A 26745-nucleotide genomic window follows, 5' to 3' on the forward strand; every position below is an offset into this window, starting at 1 on the left:
CAAATAAGTTAAATTCTCCGTTCATATAATTTTACCATTAATTCCTTGGAAATCAATTCTCCCGGCTGCATTTTAATACGATATATGGGAACCTTCGCTTTGCCCAATGAAATAAAAGAGGACAAATTTAGTTTCAGGCATGGTTTGCCGTTCTTTGTACCAAAATATACTTTCTCCACTTTATAATAACCGTCAATGTCTCCACCGACCATCGGTAAAAAACATCTGATATCCATCACATTGATAGAAGTTGGTATTCTTTCCATTGTATAGTTTTTTGCAGTATGGTTGTAAAAGTCCGCATAATCCGTATCTGTTTTTCGCACTAAGCCTGTCATAATATCCTTAAATTCCGGTTTTGGCAACTTATTCAGTGTACCCACATTTTCGATATCTTCGACATGAAGTTCCGTATCAAGCATGAAAGGCTTGCTGACATAGAAATGAGTTTGCAAGCTGTCCAACAATTCTTTATTTTTATCTACCTCATTCCTTATTGTTTCCGGTTTAACATGAAGAACTTCCCACATATCGGTTTCTTCTTCTTTCATTAGGGCAAGAACCAAATAGTTACCGTCTGTTTTTGGACGATAAAGCTTGCCATTCAAACGCTGGAAATTGTCTGAAATGAACTGATAACAATCCATTCCCTCACGAGGCTGGATAGTTCTAAAGGTATATAACTGGTTTAAAGTACTCTGAATTCTATTTCTGAATTCTTTACGGACATATTCTCGCCATGCGCTTTGAGCATTTTTATTGTCTCTACCATACAATGAAACTATGTATAGAAAATTTACATCATAATGGCATAGCAAAAGTGTATCACGGTCAAACAGACGATTTTCAAACTGACGGTTCAATTGGACGCTGCCTTCTTGTGTTTTCAGCTCTCTATCATCAAAAGAAAGGAATTTTGAACCTCCTTTCTGCCTGTTGGGAATTCGAGCGCTAATGAAAAAATTAGGTATCGGATTATATCCTTCTGTCAGCGTATCCCTCAGTTGTGGCTGTTCTCCATTACTGTCACCATCAAGAAAAAGATTCATATTCCATTGGATGACATTTCTAGCGTATGTGTATTGTTTGTAAATGGACTTGTCGCCAAGCTGGGTCCGGTCATTCTTGGAACGCTTGTAATATTTGCTGTCTCCGATATAATAAGTCAGTTCTGACTGTATATCGGACTGCTCGATAAGTCCCTGTCCGATGAACATGTGATCAACAAGTTTCCCGTCTTTCTGTTCGGTAAGTTCCTTAGGCAAGTTCTGTTTGTCGTTACCGCCGATAAGGGTATCAATCATCACTTCGAAAATATGCTCGAAGTTTTTCGCAAGCAAAAAGTCTTCCGCCTGCCTATTCATCGCAATTTTATACTCTCTGTCAAAGAAGGCATAACACAAATCCCATATTCGCAGAGCTTTATCAGAAAAATACTTGTACTTGATCTGTTTCAGTCGTCTGCATCCCATATTTTTCTTGATATAGGTCCGTCTCAGTTTGTCGGGATTTATCAAATGATAATGAATATTGATTTCAAAAGAAAAGCCATGCGTTTCACGTATGTAGTTCAATATCGAGAAGTAGATGACAAGCAGTTCCTCGTCAAAATTGACCATCTTCTTTTTGTTGACAGGTTCAATATAGACTGGAGTATCGCTTTGTATAAAGGCATGCGATGACGTTATAGTCTTGGTCCAGTTAATCCTGTTATAACCGGAATGTACATTTTTAACAATGAAGGTAAAATAATCCTGATTGTCCCGATTGAAGTCACGGAGTGCGATTATTACATCAAGCAAAGTATTGTGCTTCTGTTTCCGGCCTCTGCTTTCTGTCTGGTATTCTTTACTTTCAAGTATATTAGCATTGTGTGTCTGTTTATAAACACTGATAGCCCTGTAAACCCATATCGAAAGCGTGGAAAGAAACTCCTTGTATTCCTTACATCCTTCTTCTGTGAACTTGGACTTTATTTTATCTGATTCAAAATCAATGATTTCCTGCGGGGACGCACCGAATATTGTATCGTCACCGTTTTCTTCAATCTGCTCTCCAGTCAGCACCACTTTGGGCAGAAAGAAAATTACATCTTTTGCCACTTTGCTATAGCAATACCCTACGTACTCAAAGGCATATCTTTCTTCCTTTACAGGGACGGACACTACATCTTTGAGCACATCTCTGACGGTAAGGTTATCCCTGACCATACCATTCAAACTATACGGGTATCCTTCTATGAACAGTAGCATAATTATAATTCTTTAATTTCAATTCCCCATTCTGGTCTTGATTTGATTCTAGAAAGGAAGTCTTCAAAGTTATTGTATACTTTATCACTTCCAACTTCAGTAGAAACATATACAAACTCTTCATTCGTCAATTTAATTGGCTTGCACCGTTCTCTTCCTGTCTTATCTACAGAACCATTTAGGCGTTTCTTCTTATCATCTTCTGTTTCTACTATATGAGGTATTTTGAAGCCTACACTTATCCACCTATCACGGATATCTTTTGCAGATAAATCTGGGTTATTCTGACAGAATATTTCAACAGCGCGCTTTACCAATGCACCTTTTCCCCAAGTCTTACCTTTTTCGTCTGTTTCTTCTCCATTTATAGAATACCTAACAGAAGAGGAATTACTGTCATTGTCTTCTGAAATGTCACTTCCATCTTCTTTATTTTCTGAGACTGTCCCGTCAATAGGCTCCAAATGCAGCTTCTCCATTATTGAAACAATGAGTTGCTTACTGTCTTCATTGTATAACTTTGAAAAAGAGAAATCAGCATCTGTAGGAAATATGTCTGCATCACCATCTTTGCATACATCATTCCACAGATAGAATAATATTTTGTTCCTAAATAAGTTATAGGATATGATCTTCGCAGGTGGATTAACGAAATAATCGCCCAGCATCTTGTCTTCTGAGCCAGTGTTATTTAAGATACGTGCATTGACCTCTTTTTGGAAATCACTCCATCTATATTTCAAGCCGTCAATATCAATCACCCAGTCCGTATTCTTGTTCTTTATCGGCTCATACTCCCAATCCCAACGTCTCTTGAATGCACTGTCTATTGGAAACAGAGACTGATCGGACGTATTCATTGTAGCATAGATATAAAGATTCGATGGTAAACATAGCTCGCCATCTTTTATTCCAGGATTATCACAGCCAAGGTTGTCTTCCAAGAAAGTCCTTAAATCCGCATCAGCTTTGATTGTATATTCAGATTTGCCATTTTCGTCCCTATCAAGAAGCTGGAATAGGTCTCCAAAAATCTGCGCACAGTTTCCCCTGTTGATTTCCTCAATTATCAAATATACATTTTCATCTGTCTTGTAAGCACGAATATACGCATTCAAAAAAACTTGAGGAATGAAATTGTATTCAATCGCCTTCTCGACTACCGGGTCTCCTTTTTTTGCATTAGCAAGATCATCATCTTCATAATAGGAGGCCTTAACCTTACCTTCATAGCGATACTGCTTCTTCATTGTTGGTTTATAAGCACCTACAAATGTGGAGTAGTCGCTGTCGGGGTGGAATGTAGTCCTAAAAATATTTTCTTTTGATATACCGTCTAATTGTTTCTTTATTTTGTGAGACTTTCCTGTTCCTGGAGCGCCATAATATATTATTTGGCGTGATAAATTGTCGGCTGAATTGACTTTGAGTTCACCTATTTGAATATCATTAAAAGTATCAAAAAAAGCTTTTTTGTCATCTGATTTATTTTGAGAAATCAAGACTCCAACAATGGCTTCTTTTTTTATACTAAATCTTCCATTCTCTACTTTTATATCTGAGAAATTATTCAGAATATTAGTTAGAATATCTTTGTTGCCGAGGTCGATATTCAGATGTGAACGAAAAAATTCATCTAATTTAGATTCGCCAGATAATGCTGCTTGGTAGAGTTGAGAATTCAAAACAATAGGTTGTCCATCATAATGAATACTTCCTGTATAGGGATTGGGAATGTAATAACGACGTATCCAACCCTCGATGTATCGGCGAGCCTCATCAATGGAAAGTATATGATCAAAGCGAGGATAAAACATCGTATCATCCTCATAATATAGGCCAAGTTGAGCTGCCAACTGATAAGGTGTTCTGAAAAAATCATTTCCGCCATCCCATTCATGCCATTGTTTTTCAACGAAAGCACGAGCGGCATCTTTGCGCATAGGGCAATGTGGTAGAACTTGGGTAAATTCAGAAACTTGTTTAATCGACGTATTACGCCATCTACAAATTGGGTCTGCCATATTGAAAAAATTAAATTCCGTATTTCGTAATATCCATTTGCTTTAGTAAAGCGATTAACACATCTACAACAATGCTGTTACCAGCCTGTTGATACATAGCAGTATCTGAAACCACTATTTTGAAAGAATCTTTAAATCCCATTAAACGTAAACATTCACGTGGCGTAAGTTTTCTTATTCTTCCTTTATGTGTAACATAGTTATCAACACCAGCCCTATGCATTTTATGCATAGACTGTAATAAAGGGCGGGCAATATCCAAGTCTGTTTTTGTTGAAGTTTTGAAATTCTTAGTTCCTCCAGCAAGTACATATTTGGCAACTTTTTCAGAAAGATAATATTTCTCTTCTACATCCTTTACATCAAAAACAAATTCATCAAATGCTTCATCTGTTGGTGTTAACTCAGAATCAGGATGGAACACGAAGTCACCATGCCAATTAAACTGTTGATTACGCTTTTGACATAATTGTATATCACCATTGATCTGTGTATAACTTTTATCTCTGTTTTTGTGGCTGGTTACAAATTTGACCCCTTTCTCTTTCAAAAAATATTTTGTGTCGATATAATCTTCCAAAAAGTCATACATTATGTATTCCAGTGGTACTGGTGCAGGATATTCAAAGTTTGTTTTCTCTCTAAAGCCCAAACAATACACTCGTTCTCTATGCTGCGGAATACCATAATCACAGCTATTTAAAACATGGAATTTTACATCATACCCCAGTTCTTCAAAGATATCATGAATAATTTGCCATGTGCGGCCTTTGTCATGATTCAATAAACCTCGTACATTCTCAAAAAGAAAAACTTTAGGCTGGGTTTCCTTTACTACTCTTGCAAATTCATAAAATAAAGTACCCCGAGCATCCTCAAAGCCTAATCTGTGACCGACCATAGAGAATGCCTGACATGGTGCCCCCCCAATGACGAAATCTACTTGATGTAAATATTTGGTAGCATCGAAGTTTCGAATATCATCAAACCAATCTTCTTCTTTAATGGAATAATTAGCGAAATAACTTTGCTTACATTTAGGTTCGATATCACCGGCAAACATTATTTGATGTTTTAGCCCTAACCTTTGAAAAGCATGTTCAATTGCGCCAATACCGCTGAAAACAGTACCTATACGTATAGTTCTTTCCGGATGAGAAAAATTCAAATCCCTCCAGGATATCCCTTCTGATATAGGAGTTTGTAACAACTCTTTTTCTTTGAGTTGTTCTGCTCGTTTCTTTACAATTTTCTTTACCTTAGTAATTTTATCAGAAACTTCTGTAATATCTTTTTTTACTGTTGCCATTTACTCTACCTTTTCATACAAGTCCTTTAAATCACACTGCAGCACCCTTGAAATTTCAATCAACTGTGGTGCACTAGGTTGTGTAGCATTAGTACACCACCGACTTATTGTCATCTTTGATACCCCAAGTTGTTCGGCCAAATATGTATTTGTGATCATCTTTTCAGCCAATACAACCCTAATCCTATTTTTATACACCTTCTTTTCCATAGAAAAATCTTTCTACATTTATGTGCAAAAATAAACATAAATGTAGAAAGAATCAAGTAAACAGTGGATTGATTCATCTTACCTTCTTCTATAACTTTTCCTTCCACTCTGTCTTTTTACAACATTTATCGCAAACATAAGACACCTCCTCCTATACGCCTCTTCCTCCTCATCCGGCCTTTTCCCGTCCCAGCGAAGGTCGGAGTCGGCGTTGCCACCGCCACCGCCGGATGGAACAGCGACAGGCTGTCCGCCAATCAAAGCATCAGCGATAGAAAAGATCCGTTCCCGCACAGAAGGCTCAGCCAGCTGGTCAAGAAATGTCTGCATCTGTTCAATCTGATTATTGTTGAGATCCGTCAGTCGTGCATACTCCTGTTGTAGCCATTTAAACTCCCGATAGTCCAGCAACACATTATTCTGCACCGCCTGTATTTGCTGTTCGGCATCTTTCCGATACAATTCTTCAATCTGACGGACAATCTTCACGAATCGGCTGGCGATAGACCTGTTCTGCTCCTCAATCCATTTGTCAACACCGAATATCGGAGGTTTACCAGTGATTCGTGGCGGCTCAAAATCTATCTTGTGATTGCGGAAAGGTTGCGCCACTCTACCGACACGGTCTATATTCTTTGCCATCTGTTCCAATTCCTGTTCCTTTTCTTGAAGCTTACATGCCTTGTCTTCAAGTTTTGACTGGCATTCGGAAATCTGTTTTTGTATCCTGGTCTTTTGAATTTCATATTCTTGAAGAGCGATTTTACCGGAAGCCAGAGACTTCTCTATTTCTTCAAGTTGGGATTGAGATCTGAATATCTGTGCTTCCAACCTCCGTGTCATAGTCTGCAGCCCCTTGACTGCTTTCTCCGCCTGTTTCGCATCTTTGGACAGTTTCCGGATATAATCGCGTTTACTAAGATGGCTGACGTTCCTGCCTTCAATACTGTCACCACGTTCCAACCCATACTTGCTCCCTACCTCTTCATATAGTGAGGTGTGCATTTCCCGGAGAATATGGCCATACCCATAACGGCTCTTGCCAAACTTAGCCGACCACATGACGCATTCGCGTCCGCTTTTGGCTCGCTGTCCGACAGGAACGATCAAGGCATGGATATGCGGGCTGCTCTCATCAAGATGAACCTGAAAACCGATGATGTTTTTCTGTCCGTACCGTTTGGCGCACCAGTCATAGACATCTTTTGCCCATTGTTCGATTTCCGGACATCGCTGGAGATGGCTGTTGTCTGCACCCTTATCCAGATTTACGGTTTGGGTTCCAAATGCCATCTCAATTGTACGGTCATGATTGCCTCCGAAGATAAATTTCGCACAACAGTTCGGTTGAATTTTGCTGTCCGGCTTGAAAGGCTTCCAGCCCAGCTCAGTCAACCGCTCCTGCAAACGGACTTCAAGCGATTTCTCCTGATAGCCTAACGGATGAACTTTCCCATCGGGCCCAATCTCGAAATTCAGTTTCATTCGGGTCTTGTCATAGTGATTGGTCGGATCCTGATTCTTTCTGTCAATCTTGTCGTCATTCCAATGCCTTTCGTTTTCATTCGCCTCTGCTGTGCCGAATGACTTCCCGGCTTCGACATGCATGGCCTGTTTAATATCTGTATTCATATATGGTATTCTTTTGATAAATGATTAATATTTGAGCTTGCTCTTGTGCCACTCCGCTCTGCGGGACAATGACCGGATTTTATTGCCGCCAGGCAAAAAGTCCTTATTGTGTTAAGGACTTTCTATAAATCCACGGAACAAGTTCCTTTACTATTCAATAAGTTCTAGATCCAGTTCATCAATAAGCAACTGCAACGCTGGATTGCGTTGTATCATCCTCGCGAGAATCATCTGTGGCGTATCTTCCATCAGCAGGAAGTCGGCGATGTCCAGTCCCCGACTACGCTGTTCATCGGTCGCCATCTTTTCCAGCAGGTCGGAACAGGTGACACGCCTGCAGACGGCCTCCAGCATCGGCAGCCGTTGCCGCCATTCGTCGGTTGCCTTGAGGTCGGGGAAAAGGATCACTTCACGATCTTTCAATACCTGCATGGCCTCGCGGTTGAAACAGCCGTGCATTCCCCCGGTGGCAAGCCATACAAAATCAGGGATGAACAGGGCGGCAACCAGTGCCGTCTTCTCGCTTTCGACAATGGCTACAGGCTTGGCTGACATGGCAGCGAAAGTGTCCGAAAGCAGATGTTCACCGAACAGGCACTGCTTCATGTGGAAATCCGGCACTTTTCTTACAGAATGGACCCAGTTGACTTGACTGAAAGGCTCTTTAATCCGGTGTCCGGTTACGGCATCGTAGCCCATAATCTTGCCTGCACGCACGTTACCCCTGACATCTATCTGCCAGAACACGGTCGAACCGTTCCACATCCTTGACGTGCCGACTTTGTAAACATGGAACAACCTGCCGGCTTCCTCCTTTCCCGCCACTTTGGTGAAGTAACGGTACAAAGGGTTGATGTCGTACCCGCGCATGGATTGCTCCACCCAATCACAGGGAAGATAAGAAATCTCCGGTTCTTGTTCTGTTAGCGGTTGTTTTGCTACATACTTTACTGTCGCAAATTCACTGCCGTTCATTTTATGGCCAGCCGATGTTTCCCTTGCTGACGGATTGTCCCGGAAGTATTCTTTCGGGGAATAGTGATAGCCACAACTGTTGATGTGGTCGCATTTACCCACGTATCCCGGGAAAGAAATCTCTCCCGCCTCGTCGATATAACGGGTAAAGCAGAACTTCCTTCCGCACCCCGGACAGACGGTCTTGCTGCCCGGTTTGTATTTTTGAAGATGGAATCTATATTCGTTCATAATGTTGTCGGTTATGTGTTTCTGCAAATGAATACCACCATTTGCAGTTTGCAGTTCTTGCAGTCCTGCAGGAATTTCCCCTTTTCAGTCCTCGAAACTGCAAAACTGCAAAGACTGCAGGCTGCAACAAGGGATCATCCGTTGCAGTTTCGTGGGGATGATTCATCATTGCTTTCATTAGATTTAGCAGATTTATCATACATGATTTTCTCGTAATGTCCGGCTTTTGATTTCCGGAGAAGCCTGCTGCGGCATAACTCTTTCAGGTAATTCATGACAGTCCGCTCGCTGACGCACTGCCGTTCCTTTCCAACGGTTATTGCTGTTTTTGTATCAAAGGTATCAGGCAACATAGACAGCAGCACCTTGGGAGGGTCTTCACAGGCGTCATTCGCCACGAAAGAACGGATACGCGTATATGATTCCTCAAAATAGTCGTTCAGCCGTATGCCAGCTTTCACCGATGATACATCTATAAACTGCAGGTGACTTTCACCGGACGCGTGGCGCAAAACCTGAATTATCAATGCTAGACGGGCTACATGGGCCGGATGTTTCATTTCCCGGCTGTCCACCTCGGCATCATCCTCTATCCGGTTGATACGCTCCACCTTCCTGTTCCACCAGGAGAAGAAGTATTCCCTGGCCTCCCTGTCCATGGACAGCACGTGGGGTATTTTTTCTTCCGCTTCGGTGTCATAGTCCAACGCAAGGACCTTGTTCAATATATTCTCCCAACGGATTGCAGCGAGGGATGTCCTTTCCCCATCGTCGTCCCGGTTTTTCCAGGATGAAAGCTTGGGGGATTTGGGCATCACGAACAGGATACGGTCAAGCAGCCCGTTTTCCTCGAACCCCTTTTTCAGAAGCTCGTGTACACGCTTGGTCTGCGTGGTTCCGATGATGTTTATGCATGGATGCTCGATGTGTACAGGAACAGGGGAGTTTACCCTGGTAACATCCAAAGCCCCGCCACTCCATGCAGTCAGAAGCTGTTCTATGAGCTGCCCGTTCGTGTAACGGTTGGCGGAATTGAACATGCCCATGATCTCGTCCACCAGAATGACCACGCTTCTCGGGTTGTTGTGGTGGGTCAGTAAAAGCGACTCGGGAGTGAAATCAGAGACTACAGTGTGTTTCAGGACAGGTTTCTTCCCGTTTTCTCCCGCGGCTTTCCATGCCTCCATTTCTGTCTCGTACACCTTGAAAAGGGCATAGTCACGTTTCCGGATCGGGCGATATGCGGCCTCCAGCGGTGGGGTCTTGCCCAGTCCGGGCCTGCCTACCAGAATGACGTACAACGCTCCGCTGCTCTGCCAGTCTCCTTTGATGCGGATACGGTATGCGCCTCCCAGGGCCGCGGATACAGCCGACAACATGGCCGTAGCGATAAACTCGATCTTGTAGTTCTCGTATGTGGCCATATCGAGAATGACAGACTGCACGGCCTGGGGCAGGACCTCCAGCGGGAATCCCGTTCTTTCAATATCCTCCGCCTCCATGCGGATTCTGTTACACAGTTCTAGCCTGCCGGTTGCCATATCACACATTTTTTCTCTTGCAATAGGATGTTACACTCTCTGACTTGTTGCCTGTCTGTACCCGGCGTACATCAGATTTGGCATACATGTTCTTGTTACCGACCTTGACCGGTACGAGATAGCCTCGTTTCGCCCACAGGTTGAGCGTGCCCTCGCACACGTTCAGCAACTCACGGACCTGTTTTGTATTGAGATAAGTCTCCTCCGCTTCACGCAGTATCGCGGCTCTCTGTTCTTCCTGTTGCGCCATGATGGTACGCTGCACGATGGATTCAGCGAACATTTTAAGGTCAGCGGGAGTAACTTCCAGTTTCACGTTCGCTCCTTGCTCGACCAGACTCTCTATGGTAATCATAAATATCAGTTTTGAAGTTTGTGATGACCATCTTCAAAAGTTCCCTGGTGCCCCGCTTCCGATGGCTTATAAAAGAGAAGCACCGCCAGCCCTCGGGAAAGGATTGACGGTGCAAATGTATGTGTAAATTGAAAGTGGTTGATATATAATGATTTGTCTTAAATTGTCATGACAATATAAATCCGTGTGACAACGTGAAAAGGTTATAATTGGCCTTATTTCTCTGCAATGGCCATCGTGCCTGTACCTGGGATATTACTGATAGCCTGTGCCAATTTCTGGAACAGTTCCCGGTTCTCGTCACTCTCTATCAGGGGTGCCATCTGGTCTTTGCCGTCCTTGATTACATGTTTTGCCGTTCTCAGGAACCCGACCGACTGCCGTATGGCGCTCTCGCTTTTCAATGACGGCAAATCCGTGAACTGCAATGTCATCCCCATGCTGTACTCCTTGGCTGTATTCATACCGGCAACCAGACCGAGCTCCTTCAATACATAGAACGGTAATGCCTGATGAATGGCACTTGTATTGACGGAAATAAAGTCGCGGATATGATGTAATACAACTTCCTTGTTCTCGTGATCAAGATAATCGGCGAGTGGCCGTTCCTGGATTTTTTTCTTTCCGGCCACGCGTTGTACAACAGGCCCCCTGACGCTGTCTTCGGCCCGGGTTGTAATCGTATCCCTGCTTTCTTCATCGGTTTCCATGTCAGCCGTGATGGTCTGCAAGGCCCATTCGCCGACATGGCCTTTTTCAATGGCGTTGTTCATGGCAAAATACCTGTCCCAGTCTGCCCGGGTTCGGAAACCGTTCCTGATGGATACGTTTATTATCTGCTTGACGACAAGGGAACAGCCCAGCCTGTCTGCATTGTCAGCTTTCGGGTTCTTCATCTGTTTCTCTATCATGGAGACCATCGCCTCGAAGCTCTTTCCGTAATACAGCCAGCTCAACACGAGCGGTGCCGAAAGGGTGACACCCGGCTTGGAAGATTTGCCGCTAAAAAAGGATTTTATCCTGCCCCAGAATGTGACCGGCGGAACGTTGTCGGGCAGAGGATTGTTTTCCTCCCTCTGTTTCCTGTACAGCTCCACGATCTGCCCGGGTACCGCGTTCTCCGCGAACTGCATGTTTATATTTGCAAGGCCATCCGTGCTGTCATCGTTCCAGGACAATTCCCATTCCCGCCTGATACCGGGGAGCTGCCTGAATATGGCTTTGCAGATGGCAAGATACTGCCTCTCGTCACCGTTTGTCATCAGGCGCGAGAAGCGGTTGTATTCTTCACGGTGCGTGTTCTTCCACTGGAGAATATCCTCCTTGAATTGTTCGTATGTCAACTTCTGCTCGTCCATATTCATATTGCATTATCGGTGGATATAAAAGGATAGATGGAAAAAAGGAACGGTCAATCCAGAAGGCTTACCAGCTCCTTCTTCATTTCATCGTCTATCTTGCGGTACCGGGCAAAGGCACGGCTACCCTCAGAGTGCCCGGACATGGAGGCAATCAGGTTCGGGTCCTTGACCTGCTTGTACAGGTTCCCGATGAAAGTCTTCCTCGCCGTGTGGGTGGTGGCCACCTCGTACAATGGTCGTGCCACATCCTCGCGCGTCTTCGGGTCGAGCACCCTGACCATGCGGTCGATTTCCACGTATTTGAGAATCTCCTTTATTTTCTTGTTGTAGCCGAAATGCGAGAATCTCGGGAGCAGCGCTTCTTCCAGGTCCTTGTACCTTTCCAGTATATCCAAAGCCTTTTGATTAAGAGGGACCCGTACCGTGCACGCATGTTCCAACTTGGTCTTTTGGGGAATGTACTCAACGCAACCGTCCACGATATTCGCCTTGGTCAGCCGGTTCAGGTCACTGACACGGCAACCGATCAGACACTGGAACATGAAGATGTCACGATAGACCGGATAGCTGGCACCCATGCCGCTTAAGTCGGCATAGTACACCTTGTCCCGTTCTTCAAGCGTCAGGTAGAACGGGTCACCGTACATGGGCTGCGCGATCTGGTACTGGTCGAAAGGATTATTTCGTGTAAGGCCACGTTTGATGCACCATTTGATGACGGTGCGTATGCGGTACAGGCTTCCTGACATGCTGTTCTCGGAACGTACCTGCTCGACATTGCGGCGGACCTCGTTCTGGTAAAACACGGGATACATGTCAACATACTTGTGCTCCTCCTGCAGCCAGAATTTGAAATCCCTTATGTCATCTGCCGTGATGGAGTCAATGCAAAGATGGAAGCCCCTCTGGTGCATGACCTCGTGGCGAAAACGCTCGTAACGGAGTACCTTGTTGAGATTATCAAGATGATGTTTCCGGCTCTCGAACGCAAGTGGGGTCTCGTCAACATATTTTTGTATCTGGTATGACAACAGGTATTCCTCTGCCTTGTTGCCGCCCCTTGCATTGATGTTGGGGTGATGGTATTCTTCTATCAGTCCCTTGAGCCAGTTCCCGTCAACTCCACGGCTGTATTCCCTGGTGATCAGGTGGGTAATTTGCTGGATATCCCTGTCGAAAGCGTTCTTCTTCTCTTCCGAGACAAGAGCCACACGTGGTTTGTAGCCTTGTCTCTCCGGACTCCAATGGTTCGGGTTGATGGACAGCTCGCTCGCGGCCTTTATGTCCACACCACCGATATCCCGGACACGGAAATAGACCCGGGCAAGATCCGTCACGTTGTTTTTCGCCGATGTTTTTCTGATAAATGCTGTTACTTTCATGTATATATCCTCCTCAGTTTATCATTTCTACAAGTTTTCGTTTCATGTCATCATCTATCGTCCGGTAACGCCGGAAGGCCCTGCTGCCTTCTACGTGGCCTGACATAGAGGCTATCAGGTTGGGGTCCGGCACCTGCCGGTACAGGTTGCCTACAAAGGTCTTGCGTGCCGTGTGGCTGCTGGCCACTTCGTACAAGGGCTTCTGCACGGTGTTGTAGCCGTGCGTGTCAAGAATGGTCACCATGCGATCAATGCCACAATGTTTCAGCAGTTCCCGTATACCTAGATTGTAAGTATTGATGGGCTTGAACGGAAGCAGCTTGCCGGTATTCCCGCTATAGCGTTCCAGTATTCTGACCGCCTTTTCATGCAATGGGACCCTGACGGTTTTCGCCTGACACTTCTTTGTCTTTTGAGGCATATACTCCAGAAAACCGTCCTTGATGTTCTCCTTGGTCATCCTGTAGAGATCACCGACACGGCAACCGACATAACAGTGGAACACGAAAATGTCCCGGATGACAGCCAGTTTCGGGCAATCGCTCAGGTCTGCGTCGTACAGGACATTCCTCTCTTCAGATGTGAGATAGAACGGGTCGCCGTATGTCGGCTCCTTGCATCCATAGACAGCATAGACTTCGTTGTCGGAATACTTCATTCTCTTGCACCAGTGCAGGAACGTGCAGAAAAGGTTCATGGTATTGATGACGGTCGTGTTGGATAGAGGCTTGGGCTTGTGGTTGATGAGCATACGGGGAGTGTAAAAGTCAGGATACTCCTGGCGGAGCAGGTACTCGTTGGCGACGTACTCCCTGAAGTCGTTCATCTGCCCCAGGGTGACAGTTTCAACGAAGAGCGTGAAGTCAGTATCGCCCAATAATTCACGCCGGTACTCGTGATACCTGGTCATCGTTCGCTCGAAGCGGACAATGTGCTCCTTGGTTCTTTCCGCGCCGTCATATTTTTCCAGGTACTCGTGGATGCGGTGGAGCAGGTTCGGGTGATCACGCTCGAAAGCCCGCGCTGGATGCAGGACATCCTCGATGACCTGTTTCATCCACTTGCCGTCAGCCTTCTCCGAGAAGGTCTTTTCCGCTCTCTCGATGATGGCGGCGATCTGTTCGGGCACCCGCTTCTGTTCAATGGCCGTCACGGCAGTCGTTCGCCTGTAACATAAGGTATCGGCATCCCAATACTTGTCATGGACCGCAATGGGGGAAACCACTTTGATGTCCACGTTCTTCTCCCGTACCCGGAAGCAGATGTTTGAAGTGGTCGCGGAACATTTTTTCAGATAGACGGAAATTTTCATTTGTTATGCCTTTTTGATTACATGACAAAGGTAAATAAATTCCCGAATATGTTCCCATATATCCCGAGGAAACTTGCAACGAATTAAGACAAATTAAAAAGTCATTCCCGAATCTGATACCACATAAAGTATTGAATATTAGAGGTTATATTTGCACTTGTTTAGCTCTTTTTTTCATTTTCGGCTTTATTCGACATCTCGAATATCATATATTGCAGTTCCACGCTTTCTTTTTGTGTAAAATCCCGTGGGACTGGGGATTCTTGTTTATAAAGTGATTTGGATATGGCTTGGAGATATAGAAAGAGATTAAAAATAATACCGGGAGTATATTTGAATCTTAGTAAAAGTGGGGTAAGTACAACAATAGGGGGTAGGGGAATGAGTGTTACTTATGGTAGTAAAGGAACCTATGCGAATATTGGAATTCCTGGGACTGGTATTTATAATAGATTTAAGATATCTGATAATGAGAAATTCCAGAATAAGTTTATAGAACATGAAGCGTCGCTTGATTATACCCCAATCGTGAGTTCGGATATTTTAACGATCAGTAGTCCTAACATGGAGGGAGTGAAAGAATTAATTGAGCAAACTAGAACGCAAAGATTAGATATACAGTCAGATATAAAATCTATCAAGAAAAAAATTAGATGTAACTTGTGGTGTTGTTTTTTGATGTATCCATTATATCCTATAGTTAGACATAAAATTGGATTGATAAAAAATGATTTGAAAACGCAACGTCAAACTGTTTTAGAGTTGGAAGAACGGCTTAAAACGTGTTATGTCAATTTAGACATTGATTTTGAACCAGAAATCTTAATGAAATATCAAGATTTCATCTCTTCTTTTAAAGTTCTATCTCAATCTCAAAGAATTTGGCATATTATTAGTTCAAGAAATTTAAGTAGAGCAGAAAGAATAAGTCAAAGGACTTCGGCAGGTTCACATATCAATAGGGTTAATGTTGAATTTGGTTTTAAATCATTACCAGAAATAAAGACTGCATACGAAGTGTTGTGGCTTCAGAATAGAAATGGGCATGATTTGTATTTTTATCCTAGTTTTCTTGTAGTATATGCATCCCAAGAGAAATATGCAATTGTAGATTATACTGATTTACAACTAATTTATCGGAATACGTCATTTATTGAAACAGAGTCTGTTCCTGAAGATAGTAAAATTCTTCGATATACTTGGAATAAGGTAAATAAGAATGGTACTCCTGATAGGAGATTTAAAGATAATTATCAAATTCCTGTTGTCGCTTATGGTGAAATATTTGTTACGAATTCAAAGGGAATTCAAGAAGAGTACAACTGTAGCAATAATGAACAGACGAAAAAATTTGTTGATGCATATAGAATATATAGAGAAGCATTAAATAATTGAAGATGTAAAATAGAAGACGTTCAGTTATTTTCTTGCAAGAATCCCGTGTGAGGATAGTTTCCAGTATGACAAGTATCATAAAGGGTATTAGTATCGCATACGAGCAGAATGACATAATAAAATTACGACGCTTACAAGAATATTTTCAAAACGAGTACCAATAAGCGATTCAATGGCTTGTTTTGAAGATTGCAGACGGAAATATTTAATCTTTTATTTAAAAACATGGAAACACAAGAGAACAAACTTTACAGTTACAAAATGACTCATGACACACGTTTCGCTCCTAACCCGCTATTTGGAGTGCTAACACTAGCGACCTGTAAACCTGCCTTGCGCCGTAATACTGGAGTGGGAAATTGGATTGCGGGTTGGACTTCCAAGAAATTACGAAATAATTCCACGAACGTGGGGGAAGAACGTCTAATTTACCTTGCAAGAGTTACCAAGAAATTAACTTATCCCGAATACTGGGAACAATACCCGCAAAAACGGCCCAATAATTTGGATGACCCACACGTGGAGTCTTATCACGGGGATAACATTTACGAACCCCGTCCCGGTTACACGCCGAATCCCCTTGACCCGAATTCCTTTATTTTACACGAAAACAGTCACCATAAAACATTGGAGAAGAAAATAAAAGATTTGAAAGGAATGTACGTGCTTGTATGCGAGGAGTTTTACTATTTTAGCTGCTTGTCTCCCTTGGATATTCCCATCGAAATACGTCCCAATATTCCCAAAGTACAAACAAGTTACGGGACAATCACAAAAGACGCTTCCGAGTTTATTGATTATGTTAGACAACACGTTGAACAATGTAAATATACAGACACGATATGAAAATCATTTTGAGTAGAAAAGGATTTGATTCGCAATACGGTCAAATCCCGAGCCCGATATTATCGGATGGGACATTATTATCCCTGCCAATACCTTCTAAAATGGATCCAGAGGTTAAATTCAAAGATCTCCACCATGGAGACCTATCTTATTACGATATAATTCGAATGTTAAGCCCACGTTCCTCTATAAAAGAAAATCATACCTGTCACTTGGACCCGGACATTCGTTCTGAGGTTAAGGAAAGACCCATGGAGAGGGTTCCCTCCTTCGGTCAAGAAAAGGCAGCCTTGCGACATCTTCAAAATCAAAACGTGGGTATTGGTGATGTTTTCCTTTTCTTTGGTTGGTTTAGGCAGACGCAATACATTGACAATCGCCTCGTTTACACGCCTAATGCTCCCGATTTGCACGTGATATACGGGTATTTCCAAGTAGGGGGAATCATTAACCGAATGGCAGATGTTCCGGCTTGGTTAAAAGACCATCCACACGTGAAAGCAGACAGATGGAATAACCCGAATGTCATCTTTACTGCTAGTCAACGTCTTTCTCTTTGTCCGGGATTACCCGGAGCTGCATGTTTCCAGTTTGATAATCGCCTCGTTCTCACTAAAAGCGGGTGTAAACGAAGTACGTGGGATTTACCGGACTTTTTCCGAGGTATTTCCATAAGTTACAATAAAAACTCTTGGAAAGAGGATTGTTTTGTTGCCGCTTCGAAAGGGCAAGAGTTCGTGTTCGAGGCAAATGATGGAGCGGTAGAATGGATAAAGAATATAATATCTCCCGAAATAGTGAATTCCCCGCATTCAATAGCCTTTACGATGAGATAAAAAGAGGTTAAATGTTTTTTCTATTTTGTAAATTTACGGTATAACATAAAAATATAGGACAATGTATCTGATGGACAGTTTTTTTTACAGGGAAGAAAATTTTGTATATGATGGAAGTTATTTCCACTATTTATCGGCTATGAAGGCGTTTGAGGATGCTAAAACAGACGAAGAAAAAATGCTTGCGATAGAAGCTATGCGCATGGTAGCAAACGGCGGATACAGGCGTTTACATCTTCACGTGCCGTGTTCAAGAGACGACTTACCTGACTTTTACTGTAATGCTTGCCGTAAAACTGTTCGTAAATTTTACCCACTTGTTCCGTGGTTAAACCACTACAATAAAGGCTACTCACTAGCTTTTGCGCTTCTTCTTCCTGGTCTTTCAACACGCCTAGTAACATCGGGTAAAAATTACTGTTACGACTACGCGGGACCCGAAGCTCGAAGACCTTACCTCCATGACAGACTCTACGGCCTCGAAAACCGTTACTCACGTCTGATAACGTTTCGTTATGAAGACTTCGCTCGGTGAGCATTAAACTCTCTAACCCGCGTTTTACTAGTCCATGAAAACCGGATTCGCCATTTGTAATTTCTGAAATTATTTCCGAGATTTGTTCATGTGTAAATTCCATAAATATTCATTTTTGAAAGTTGCATCACAAAAATAAAAAATTTGGGATTTACACACTTTTTGGTACACTATCTATTTGCATTAAGCTGTCTGAAATGTTTAATGAATGTTTAATCGCCGCAATAAAAAAGAGGTTAGATTTGTGGTCTAACCTCTTGATTTTCAGTAGTCGGGATGACAGGATTTGAACCTGCGACAACACGCCCCCAGACGTGGACTCTACCGGGCTGAGCTACATCCCGAAATGCGGATGCAAATGTAGTAAAAAATTTTGGAATGAAACAAGAAGTTTGAGAAAAAATCTGATGATTGTTTGTGTTGGGGGCTTAGATTGCAGTTTTTCATGGGGGTGGAGGGTGAGAATCGGGGATATGGAGTAAAAAAATTGGATGAACCATTTTTTTTGGTAACTTTGCCATCCATGACGTGAAATTGTATTGTAAATTTAAAAAAAGGAATTGTCTATGTCAACAGAAAATGCTATAGAAAAAGTTAAATGCTTGATTATAGGATCAGGGCCTGCCGGGTATACGGCAGCAATATACGCATCGAGAGCTAATTTGAATCCGGTGCTTTACACGGGAATGCAAATGGGGGGTCAGTTGACCACGACTACGGAGGTAGAGAACTTTCCGGGATATCCGGAAGGAGTGACTGGTCCGGTGATGATGGAAGATATGAGAAAACAGGCAGAGCGTTTTGGAACGGATATTCGTTTCGGAATCGCAACAGATGTTGATTTTTCAGGCCATCCTCATAAGGTTACAATTGATGGGGAGAAGGTGATTGAGGCTGATGCTGTAATTATTGCAACGGGAGCGACGGCCAAGTATCTGGGTTTGCCTTCAGAGGAGGCGTTCCGCGGAGCGGGTGTTAGTGCTTGTGCAACTTGCGACGGATTTTTCTATCGCGGAAAAGACGTGGCTGTTGTGGGTGGCGGTGATACTGCTTGCGAAGAAGCTACTTATTTAGCCGGATTGTGCCGTAAAGTATATTTGATCGTTCGTAAAAACTATTTGAGAGCTTCTAAGGCTATGCAGGAACGCGTGTTCAGAACTGAAAATATTGAAGTTCTGTTCGAGCATAATACGTTGGAATTGTTGGGATCTGACATGGGGGTAGAGGGTGCTCGCTTGGTGTACAAGAAGGGAACCCCGGAAGAGGCTACCAAGGAAATTAAGATTGACGGCTTCTTCTTGGCTATCGGACATACACCGAATACAGAAGTGTTCAAAAAATACATCAATGTAGACGAGCAAGGATATATCATTACCGAGGGTAAGTCTTGTAAAACAAATGTTCCGGGAGTGTTTGCTGCCGGAGATGTGATGGACCCGACTTATCGTCAGGGAATTGCTGCTGCCGGAACCGGTTGTCGTGCTGCTATTGATGCGGAGCGTTACATAGGAGAATTGCAGGCATAAGCGATTTTGAAGAGAACTTTTTTGAAATAAAAAGCTGTTTGAAGGTATCTTTGAACAGCTTTTTCCATTAAAATGATGAATGATGATGAAATTCTGTTTTGTTTTGTTGTTGCTAATCGTTTCTTTCGGGAAGGTGGATGCACAGGAAAATCGTAATGGTTTTCGATTGGACACGATCTATAGATTCGGGGCAAAACGTCAAGTGGTGAAAGCTCCAGTGAAAAAGAGTGTTCCCTTGAAAACGTCGATGATTCGGAAGGCGGGGAAATGGACGTTAGGTGGTTCTTGCGGGGTGTCCTTCGGGGATTATACTAGTGTAGATGTTTCTCCCCAGGTTGGATATTGTTGGAACGAATTTTTCTCGGCAGGTGGTGGGGTTAATTACAATTATCACCATTCTTCCAATCAGTATGATATGAATTACCTCGGGGTAAACGTGTTTGGGCGGGTGAATCCGGTACGGTATATTGCCCTTCAAATTCAGCCGGAATTAAAGGGAAGTTGGGGAAAGTCGTATGGGAAGAAGATAGGCTTCCGTTATGTTCCCACGATGCTGGTGGGTGGAGGAGGAGTTATTCCCACCGGAACAGGCTCTATTTCCGTGATGTTTTATTATGACGTGATACAGGATGAATGTTCTCCTTACGGGAAAAATTGGGTCTGTTCCGTGGGATATTCCTTTAATCTTTAATTATTTTATCGTGACTATCGTGGCTCCATAGCCGTATTGTTTGAAAGAAGCGTCTTGATGGTTGAAGCGTTTGTACTTGGTTTGGAGTTCCCAAAGGATGCGTTGTCTCAATACCCCGTCTCCTTTGCCATGTATAAACACGATCTTTTGGCCCCGACGGAGTTTGTATTGTTCCAGTGTTTTGTGGAACACGTCCATCTGGTAGTCCAACATATCCTTGTTTCCCATACCTGTCGTGTCATCGAGTAGTTTGTCTATATGCAAGTCAATCTCGATGATATTGTTGTTGGTTTGTTTGGGAGTTTCCTTGTGAGGTGTATCTTCTGCTTTGTGAGGTGTTTTTTGTAAAAATTGTTCCGGAATGGTTTCCAGCCCTTCCTCTTTGGCAATGGATTCTTTGTCCAGCGGTCGAAGCAGCGAGGTGGCATTGAACCAGCGGGTATGTTTGTAAGCTCCCGCCTTGCACAAATTTACCGGAGTAACCTTAATTTGCGTATCGATGGCGTTTTTCAGAACGTGAACGCCTTTTTGGTAGAACACGGATTGCACGTGTATCGCTTTAATCGCATCGATTTCTTTGAGCGAGTAATTGCCGATCAGGTATGTCGTGTTCGGGTTGCAGTTGCCTGCCGTGATCCCGGTGTACTTTTCCCCGTCGTGAAACGAGATGGAATAAAGGCTGGTTTGTGCGGTATCGTTCACGAAATAAATATCAAACCGGCTTCCTGTCAAGTTGTTGAAGTTCTCGGGGACGAACGCAATATAAAGGGTATCGGCCGATTCCATAGTTACGTTTTTCTGTCCGGATGCGGGTGTGGCTGAATCCGTTTTTGTTGTGTTACTATCTGAATGAATGACCACCAGGTTGTTCACGGATGCTGGAATTTCGAACCCGTATTCGTCGCAATATACGTTCACGGTGTTGTTATCAATGATGCCGGTAACTTTACCCTCTAGCTTGTCTGATATAAATCGTACGATGTCGCCTATTCTTATATTCATGTTGTCTTCTGTTTTTATTGTTAGGCAAAAATAGTGTTTTTTCATTTGAAAATATTAATTTAGCCAGCCGATTGGTGAGTTAAAAACTAAAAGATAAAAGGTGAAAACTAATTTAATGATTATTAGTTGATTCCTAGTGTGTCCCGATAACAAATTGAAATAAAATATAATATAATGACATTACAAGAATTTCAACAATCAATAAGGGAAGGAATTCCGGCAGAATTGCCGGCTCCGAAGGCTTACGAACCGGAGATTAACCATGCCCCTAAAAGGAAAGATATCCTGACGAAAGAAGAAAAGAAATTGGCGATTCGCAACGCTTTACGTTATTTCGACCCGAAACACCATGCTGTGTTAGCTCCTGAATTTGCCGAGGAGTTGGAAAAATACGGGCGTATTTATATGTATCGTTTTCGTCCGGATTACAAGATGTATGCCCATAATATCAATGATTATCCTCACAAGAGCTTGCAAGCGGCAGGTATCATGTTGATGATAAATAATAACTTGGATTATGCGGTGGCTCAACATCCTCACGAGTTGATCACTTACGGGGGAAACGGTGCGGTATTCCAGAACTGGGCACAGTATCGTCTGACAATGAAATATTTATCGGAAATGACCGACGAGCAGACATTGGTGTTGTATTCCGGTCACCCGATGGGGTTGTTTCCGTCGCATAAGGATGCGCCTCGTGTAGTGGTTACGAACGGTATGGTAATCCCGAATTATTCAAAACCGGATGATTGGGAACGTTTTAATGCTTTGGGTGTTTCCCAATATGGACAAATGACTGCAGGTTCTTTCATGTATATTGGACCACAGGGTATTGTGCATGGTACTACGATTACCGTGTTGAATGCCGGGCGTAAGATTTCCAAACATGGGGAAGGATTAGCCGGAAAATTGTTTATTACCGCTGGATTAGGTGGAATGTCGGGAGCGCAACCGAAAGCCGGGAATATTGCCGGATGTATCAGTGTGACTGCCGAGATTAACCCGAAAGCCACGCATACCCGTCATTCTCAAGGCTGGGTTGACGAGGTGATTGATGATTTGGATAAGCTGGTGGAGCGAGTGAAAGTGGCTCGCGAGAAGAAAGAGACGGTTTCTATCGCTTATCAAGGAAACGTGGTGGACGTGTGGGAACGTTTTGCGGAAGGCGATATACCTGTTGAGCTGGGATCAGACCAAACGTCATTACATAACCCGTGGGCCGGTGGTTACTATCCCGTGGGTGTGAGTTTCGAGGAGTCCAAACGGATGATGGCCGAGGAACCGGAGTTGTTCAAGCAAAAAGTACAAGAATCCTTGCGTCGTCACGTGGCTGCAATCAACAAGTGTGTGACTCGTTTTGGTACTTACTTCTTTGATTACGGTAACGCGTTCCTGTTGGAGTCATCCCGTGCGGGTGCTGATATCATGAAACCGAACGGTGATTTCAAATACCCGTCATACGTGCAGGATATCATGGGCCCGATGTGTTTTGATTACGGTTTCGGCCCGTTCCGTTGGGTATGTTCCAGTGGTGACCCGAAAGATTTGGCGAAAACGGATGAAATTGCGGCTCGCGTGTTAGAGGAAATCAAGACGCACTCCCCGAAAGAGATTCAACAACAGATGGATGATAATATTCGTTGGATCAAGGCTGCTATGGAGAATCATTTGGTAGTAGGTTCTCAGGCGCGGATTTTGTATGCTGATGCAGAAGGTCGTATCAAGATTGCCGAAGCATTCAACAAGGCTATTGCTGCCGGTGAAATTTCTGCTCCCGTGATTTTGGGACGTGATCATCATGATGTTTCCGGTACGGATTCTCCTTATCGTGAGACTTCAAATATATATGACGGTTCTCGTTTCACGGCCGACATGGCTATCCAGAACGTGATCGGGGATTCTTTCCGCGGTGCGACTTGGGTATCTATCCACAATGGTGGTGGTGTAGGTTGGGGAGAAGTCATTAACGGAGGTTTTGGAATGATGCTGGATGGTTCTGCAGATAGCGATAGACGTTTGAAAAACATGTTGTTCTGGGACGTGAATAACGGAATCTCTCGCCGTAGTTGGGCTCGTAACGAAGGCGCTGTTTTTGCCATCAAGCGTGCGATGGAAGCAAACCCGAATTTGAAGGTAACATTACCGAATTTTGCCGATGACCGGTTGATAGAGTCATTGTTTTAAATAAAATATTGTATGGGGGGAGGTGTCAAAGGAATAAAAACTTTTGATACCTCCTCCTGTTATTTTATTTAAACAAGGTCATGAATTTTGCAGGAATGGGTGTTTCGAATTTCATGTTTTTCCCCGTGATGGGATGAATGAAATCAAGTTTAAAAGCATGTAAGGCTAGGCGGCGCAAGGGATTTTTTGTTGCTCCGTATTTTGGATCTCCCGTAACGGGATGGCCGATTTCCTGCATGTGTACTCTGATTTGGTTTTTACGCCCGGTTTCTAATTCCAGTTCCACGAGCGCAAATTGCCGATTTGATTTTAGCGTCGTGTAGTTTGTGATGGCTAGTTTACCATCTTGCGAGGAGGTGGCATGTACGATCAAGGCTTTATTTTCACTGATATAAGATTTCACTTGTCCTTGTTCCGGTTGCGGGCATCCTTCGACGACAGCGACATATTTTCGTTCGCGGATCATGTCGTTCCAGTTTTTTTGTAGAATTTCCTGTACTTTTTTGCTTTTGGCAAACATCATGATACCGGAAGTTTCTCTATCCAGGCGATGTAGGATAAAGATATGATTCCGGGGATCTTTGTTTCTCAAGTAGTTGTTCAGGATGTAATAGGCTGTTTTTGTTTTATCCCGTTCCGTTCCCATGGAAAGCAATCCACTTGCTTTTTCCACAACAAGTAAATGTTCATCTTCATACAGGAGATTGAGCATGGGATGGTGAAAAGGGGCCGCACTTTTGTTCATCCCGACGGTTACCGTGTCCCCGGGTTTGAGGGGTGTGTCGAATTGTGTGGTGACACGATTGTTGACCTGCACGAGTTTGTGGGCCAAGAATGACTTTACGGCTGTTCTGCTTTGATCATGTAAAACCTGTAACAGAAAGGGCATTAACGTATTTTCATCTTGTACTTCAAAACTGCGGCAGCGCGGGGCTTTGGCTCGGGATGTATTCTGGGGTTTCATATGTTTATCTGTTTAATCGGGAACAAAGGTAATAAAAGTAAGGACGTGATTTGTGGGTTTATGTGAAAATGGACACTAAATACTTTGGTGTGTTGCGAAATTAGAAACTATTTATTGTGGTTTGGGCCCGCCCTTTGCTATACCTTATATTTAATGATTTATTCTAAATTATTAGTGACCAAGGTTTATTGATTATCTAATGATTATAAAAAGATGTCTAATTAATATTCGATGAAGAATGAAAAACAAATTATTATTGTTATTGGCTTTAAGTATTGTGTTTTTGGCAGGTTGTAGAGATAAGCATGATCCTGAACCACCCACGATAGACAAGATTGTCGGGCAATATTCCGGGGGAAACTTAAAGGCTACTATTGACGGGATTTCTGTATCAGAAGGAATTTCCGTACAGGTTATTCAGAAAAATGACAACACCACCTCTTTTAAGTTGTTCAACATAGTTCCAGGTTACCCCGAATTTGAGGTTCCCAATGTCACGTTTGAGGCCCTCAGTCGCGCTTACTACAGCCAATTAAAAGGCTCCGTAACTGACAATGTCAGTGGATATGCCGTTTTGGCTAATGCCCATGTTGAAGACGAGATCATGGAAATTAATATCGCTATCACGGAAATTGAAGGAGTGCCGACAAGTGCCGAAAGTTTCTACAACAAAACGTTTAAAGGAGAAATGGCCATCAATCTGGGGGTGGAACCTGTAACGATGACACAACGCGTGTACGTGAGCAAACCATCAAATAAAAACCCGAACCAACTCCGGCTGAGAATTGAAAACTTTTCCTTTCAAGGAGTTTATTTAGGAGTAATACAACTAGATACGGTTTCTTTAGTTAAAAGAGGAGACGTGTACGGTTTTACGGCGAAGGATCGTGAACTTTCAGACTTGGAAATTCCCGGAGTAACAGGAGTAAAATTAACGGCACGCGGAGCCATCATCGAAGATCATATCATGAAACTGAATCTCGAGGTTGGTGCTAGTCCTTTGACTATTCATGTTACTTTCACGGGCGATACGATCACGGAAAGCGTTGACACAAAAATCAACTTAACAATTGAAGGGAATGCCGTGGCCGCACAACCGGATAATTCAAAAACAGCTTCTATTTACGTTTTTAAGGTCTGGGAAACAGCTACTGCCAGTCAACTGAAACTAACACCTAAAATCGAACTTCCGAAAGGTGCTACGTTGGATTCCATCGTTGTTCGATATTCAGACGGTATCAAATCCATACTTAAAGAAGGGGAGGCGATTGATTTTTCCAAAATCGAAGGAGAAAAATATGATGTAAGATATTACATTACTTCCGAAGACGTGCGTTATCATAGCACCAAAACTCTCCGCTTGGAGAAAATGCCGGAATTCAAATCCACCTACAAGATGAACAGTTGGATCACTCCTCAAGGGAAAGATTATCAAGAACCGATGAATATGGCCAGTTCCAACATGGCTGCAGATTTTTTCCCTTTATCGGGAATGATGATCGGTCACGCGTTAACAGCAAAACCTTATCCCGTTTCGCAAGACGAAGATGCAGCGAAAATCATAACAAGAGACACGTACGGTGGTTATATCGCTTTCATGTCGGTTGTGCTGCCTAAAGTTACTGCCGGAACTTTGTTCAACGGAACATTCGAGTTAGATACTAAGGCCCCTTTAAAAAGTACTCACTTCGGGGAAGCTTACCGGGGGACTGCGGCTCCTGTGGCTTTTAAATTCACGTATAAATATACTCCGGGACCAACGTACTTCAACACGATTGTCAAAACAGAAGGTTCCACTACAACAGTTACTGCAGAAAAAGTTCCGGGCAAGGTTGACGAGTGTTCTTTAATTGCTTACTTGTATGAAGTCGATTCCTACGGTGATTATTTGGATGGCACGAACATCAACAGCTCCGAGAAAGTAATTCTTAAAGCTGCATTCAGTAGTGGGGCTCAAGATAGCTTTACCGAAAAAACGGTCAATTTTGAACCCACGGGAAACGGTTCGTTCGATCCGGCCAATAAAAAGTACAAGATTGCCATAGTCTGCACACCAAGTAAAGAAGGAGATGCCTACAACGGGGCTCCCGACAGTGCGTTGTGGATAAAATCATTGGAAATAACCTACTAATGTTCGTTTACCAACATGTGTCGTGTCGTTATAAGTTTAATTTAGAACAAG

At 43.2% G+C, this 26745-nt stretch carries 20 protein-coding genes, 1 tRNA gene and 1 pseudogene; 7 read left to right on the forward strand and 15 right to left on the reverse strand.

Going from position 1 to position 26745, the window contains the following annotated elements; genetic code table 11:
• Nucleotides 1-8: 8 nt before the first annotated feature.
• From D8S85_RS20075 to D8S85_RS20125, 11 genes are all read right to left on the reverse strand, one after another.
• Entirely contained in the window at nt 9-2252 is a 2244-nt protein-coding gene (locus D8S85_RS20075) for an LlaJI family restriction endonuclease (protein WP_127075613.1), read from the reverse strand.
• Nucleotides 2253-2254: 2 nt separating this feature from the next.
• Nucleotides 2255-4276, reverse strand: coding sequence for an AAA family ATPase (locus D8S85_RS20080; protein WP_240648758.1), 2022 nt, complete (start codon nt 4274-4276; stop codon nt 2255-2257).
• A gap of 10 nt (nt 4277-4286) precedes the next feature.
• Nucleotides 4287-5585, reverse strand: a complete 1299-nt coding sequence (locus D8S85_RS20085) for a DNA cytosine methyltransferase (protein ID WP_127075615.1) — start codon at nt 5583-5585, stop codon at nt 4287-4289.
• On the reverse strand, nt 5586-5795 hold the full coding sequence (locus D8S85_RS20090) for a helix-turn-helix transcriptional regulator (protein ID WP_127075617.1): 210 nt from the start codon (nt 5793-5795) through the stop codon (nt 5586-5588).
• 78 nt (nt 5796-5873) lie between these two features.
• On the reverse strand, nt 5874-7427 hold the full coding sequence (gene mobV / locus D8S85_RS20095) for a MobV family relaxase (protein ID WP_127075619.1): 1554 nt from the start codon (nt 7425-7427) through the stop codon (nt 5874-5876).
• A gap of 150 nt (nt 7428-7577) precedes the next feature.
• Nucleotides 7578-8633 carry a DUF6371 domain-containing protein gene (locus tag D8S85_RS20100; RefSeq protein ID WP_127075621.1) on the reverse strand — a complete coding sequence of 352 codons (1056 nt, stop codon included), beginning with the start codon at nt 8631-8633 and terminating at the stop codon, nt 7578-7580.
• Between the two features lie 134 nt (nt 8634-8767).
• A complete protein-coding gene (locus tag D8S85_RS20105; protein WP_127075623.1) occupies nt 8768-10183 on the reverse strand; it encodes a DUF3987 domain-containing protein in 1416 nt (471 codons plus the stop codon).
• A complete protein-coding gene (locus tag D8S85_RS20110) occupies nt 10176-10529 on the reverse strand; it encodes a helix-turn-helix domain-containing protein (RefSeq protein ID WP_004328966.1) in 354 nt (117 codons plus the stop codon). The genes D8S85_RS20105 and D8S85_RS20110 overlap by 8 nt, the downstream gene beginning before the upstream one ends.
• Nucleotides 10530-10744: 215 nt before the next feature.
• A complete protein-coding gene (locus tag D8S85_RS20115) occupies nt 10745-11893 on the reverse strand; it encodes a DUF6043 family protein (protein WP_127075625.1) in 1149 nt (382 codons plus the stop codon).
• 47 nt (nt 11894-11940) lie between these two features.
• The gene (locus D8S85_RS20120) at nt 11941-13272 is read right to left on the reverse strand and encodes a site-specific integrase (protein ID WP_127075627.1); all 1332 of its coding nucleotides are present in this window, start codon (nt 13270-13272) and stop codon (nt 11941-11943) included.
• Nucleotides 13273-13285: 13 nt separating this feature from the next.
• A complete protein-coding gene (locus D8S85_RS20125; protein ID WP_127075629.1) occupies nt 13286-14584 on the reverse strand; it encodes a site-specific integrase in 1299 nt (432 codons plus the stop codon).
• 285 nt (nt 14585-14869) lie between these two features.
• Between D8S85_RS20125 and D8S85_RS20130 the strand changes: the two genes are divergently transcribed.
• The 3 genes from D8S85_RS20130 to D8S85_RS20140 all read left to right on the forward strand — a co-directional run bounded on the left by D8S85_RS20130 (nt 14870) and on the right by D8S85_RS20140 (nt 17661).
• On the forward strand, nt 14870-15979 hold the full coding sequence (locus D8S85_RS20130) for a DUF4236 domain-containing protein (protein ID WP_127075631.1): 1110 nt from the start codon (nt 14870-14872) through the stop codon (nt 15977-15979).
• A gap of 225 nt (nt 15980-16204) precedes the next feature.
• On the forward strand, nt 16205-16825 hold the full coding sequence (locus tag D8S85_RS20135) for an Nmad2 family putative nucleotide modification protein (RefSeq protein ID WP_106624079.1): 621 nt from the start codon (nt 16205-16207) through the stop codon (nt 16823-16825).
• The gene (locus tag D8S85_RS20140) at nt 16822-17661 is read left to right on the forward strand and encodes an Nmad3 family putative nucleotide modification protein (protein ID WP_106624080.1); all 840 of its coding nucleotides are present in this window, start codon (nt 16822-16824) and stop codon (nt 17659-17661) included. Before D8S85_RS20135 ends, D8S85_RS20140 begins: the two co-directional genes overlap by 4 nt.
• A 206-nt stretch (nt 17662-17867) precedes the next feature.
• Here the strand turns inward: D8S85_RS20140 and D8S85_RS20145 are convergent.
• Together D8S85_RS20145 and D8S85_RS20150 are read right to left on the reverse strand one after the other, a co-directional pair.
• Nucleotides 17868-18299, reverse strand: a pseudogene (locus D8S85_RS20145) (transposase); the annotation flags it as partial.
• A 168-nt stretch (nt 18300-18467) separates the two neighbouring features.
• Nucleotides 18468-18540, reverse strand: a tRNA-OTHER gene (locus tag D8S85_RS20150).
• 222 nt (nt 18541-18762) lie between these two features.
• Here D8S85_RS20150 and trxB point away from each other — a divergent pair.
• Both trxB and D8S85_RS20160 read left to right on the forward strand, forming a co-directional pair.
• On the forward strand, nt 18763-19722 hold the full coding sequence (gene trxB / locus D8S85_RS20155) for a thioredoxin-disulfide reductase (protein ID WP_127075633.1): 960 nt from the start codon (nt 18763-18765) through the stop codon (nt 19720-19722).
• A 79-nt stretch (nt 19723-19801) separates the two neighbouring features.
• Nucleotides 19802-20413: a hypothetical protein gene (locus D8S85_RS20160; RefSeq protein ID WP_172726547.1), complete on the forward strand. Its 612-nt coding sequence runs from the start codon at nt 19802-19804 to the stop codon at nt 20411-20413.
• Here D8S85_RS20160 and D8S85_RS20165 read toward each other — a convergent pair whose 3' ends face one another.
• Nucleotides 20414-21415 carry a Smr/MutS family protein gene (locus tag D8S85_RS20165; protein ID WP_106625192.1) on the reverse strand — a complete coding sequence of 334 codons (1002 nt, stop codon included), beginning with the start codon at nt 21413-21415 and terminating at the stop codon, nt 20414-20416.
• 174 nt (nt 21416-21589) lie between these two features.
• Here D8S85_RS20165 and D8S85_RS20170 point away from each other — a divergent pair, with 174 nt between their 5' ends.
• On the forward strand, nt 21590-23599 hold the full coding sequence (locus tag D8S85_RS20170; protein WP_106624090.1) for a urocanate hydratase: 2010 nt from the start codon (nt 21590-21592) through the stop codon (nt 23597-23599).
• Nucleotides 23600-23663: 64 nt separating this feature from the next.
• Here D8S85_RS20170 and D8S85_RS20175 read toward each other — a convergent pair whose 3' ends face one another.
• Entirely contained in the window at nt 23664-24563 is a 900-nt protein-coding gene (locus tag D8S85_RS20175; protein WP_106624091.1) for an RluA family pseudouridine synthase, read from the reverse strand.
• A gap of 238 nt (nt 24564-24801) precedes the next feature.
• Between D8S85_RS20175 and D8S85_RS20180 the strand changes: the two genes are divergently transcribed.
• Nucleotides 24802-26694: a PCMD domain-containing protein gene (locus tag D8S85_RS20180; RefSeq protein ID WP_106624092.1), complete on the forward strand. Its 1893-nt coding sequence runs from the start codon at nt 24802-24804 to the stop codon at nt 26692-26694.
• Nucleotides 26695-26745: the final 51 nt, after the last annotated feature.

It is taken from the genome of Butyricimonas faecalis (assembly GCF_003991565.1).
GTDB lineage: Bacteria > Bacteroidota > Bacteroidia > Bacteroidales > Marinifilaceae > Butyricimonas > Butyricimonas faecalis.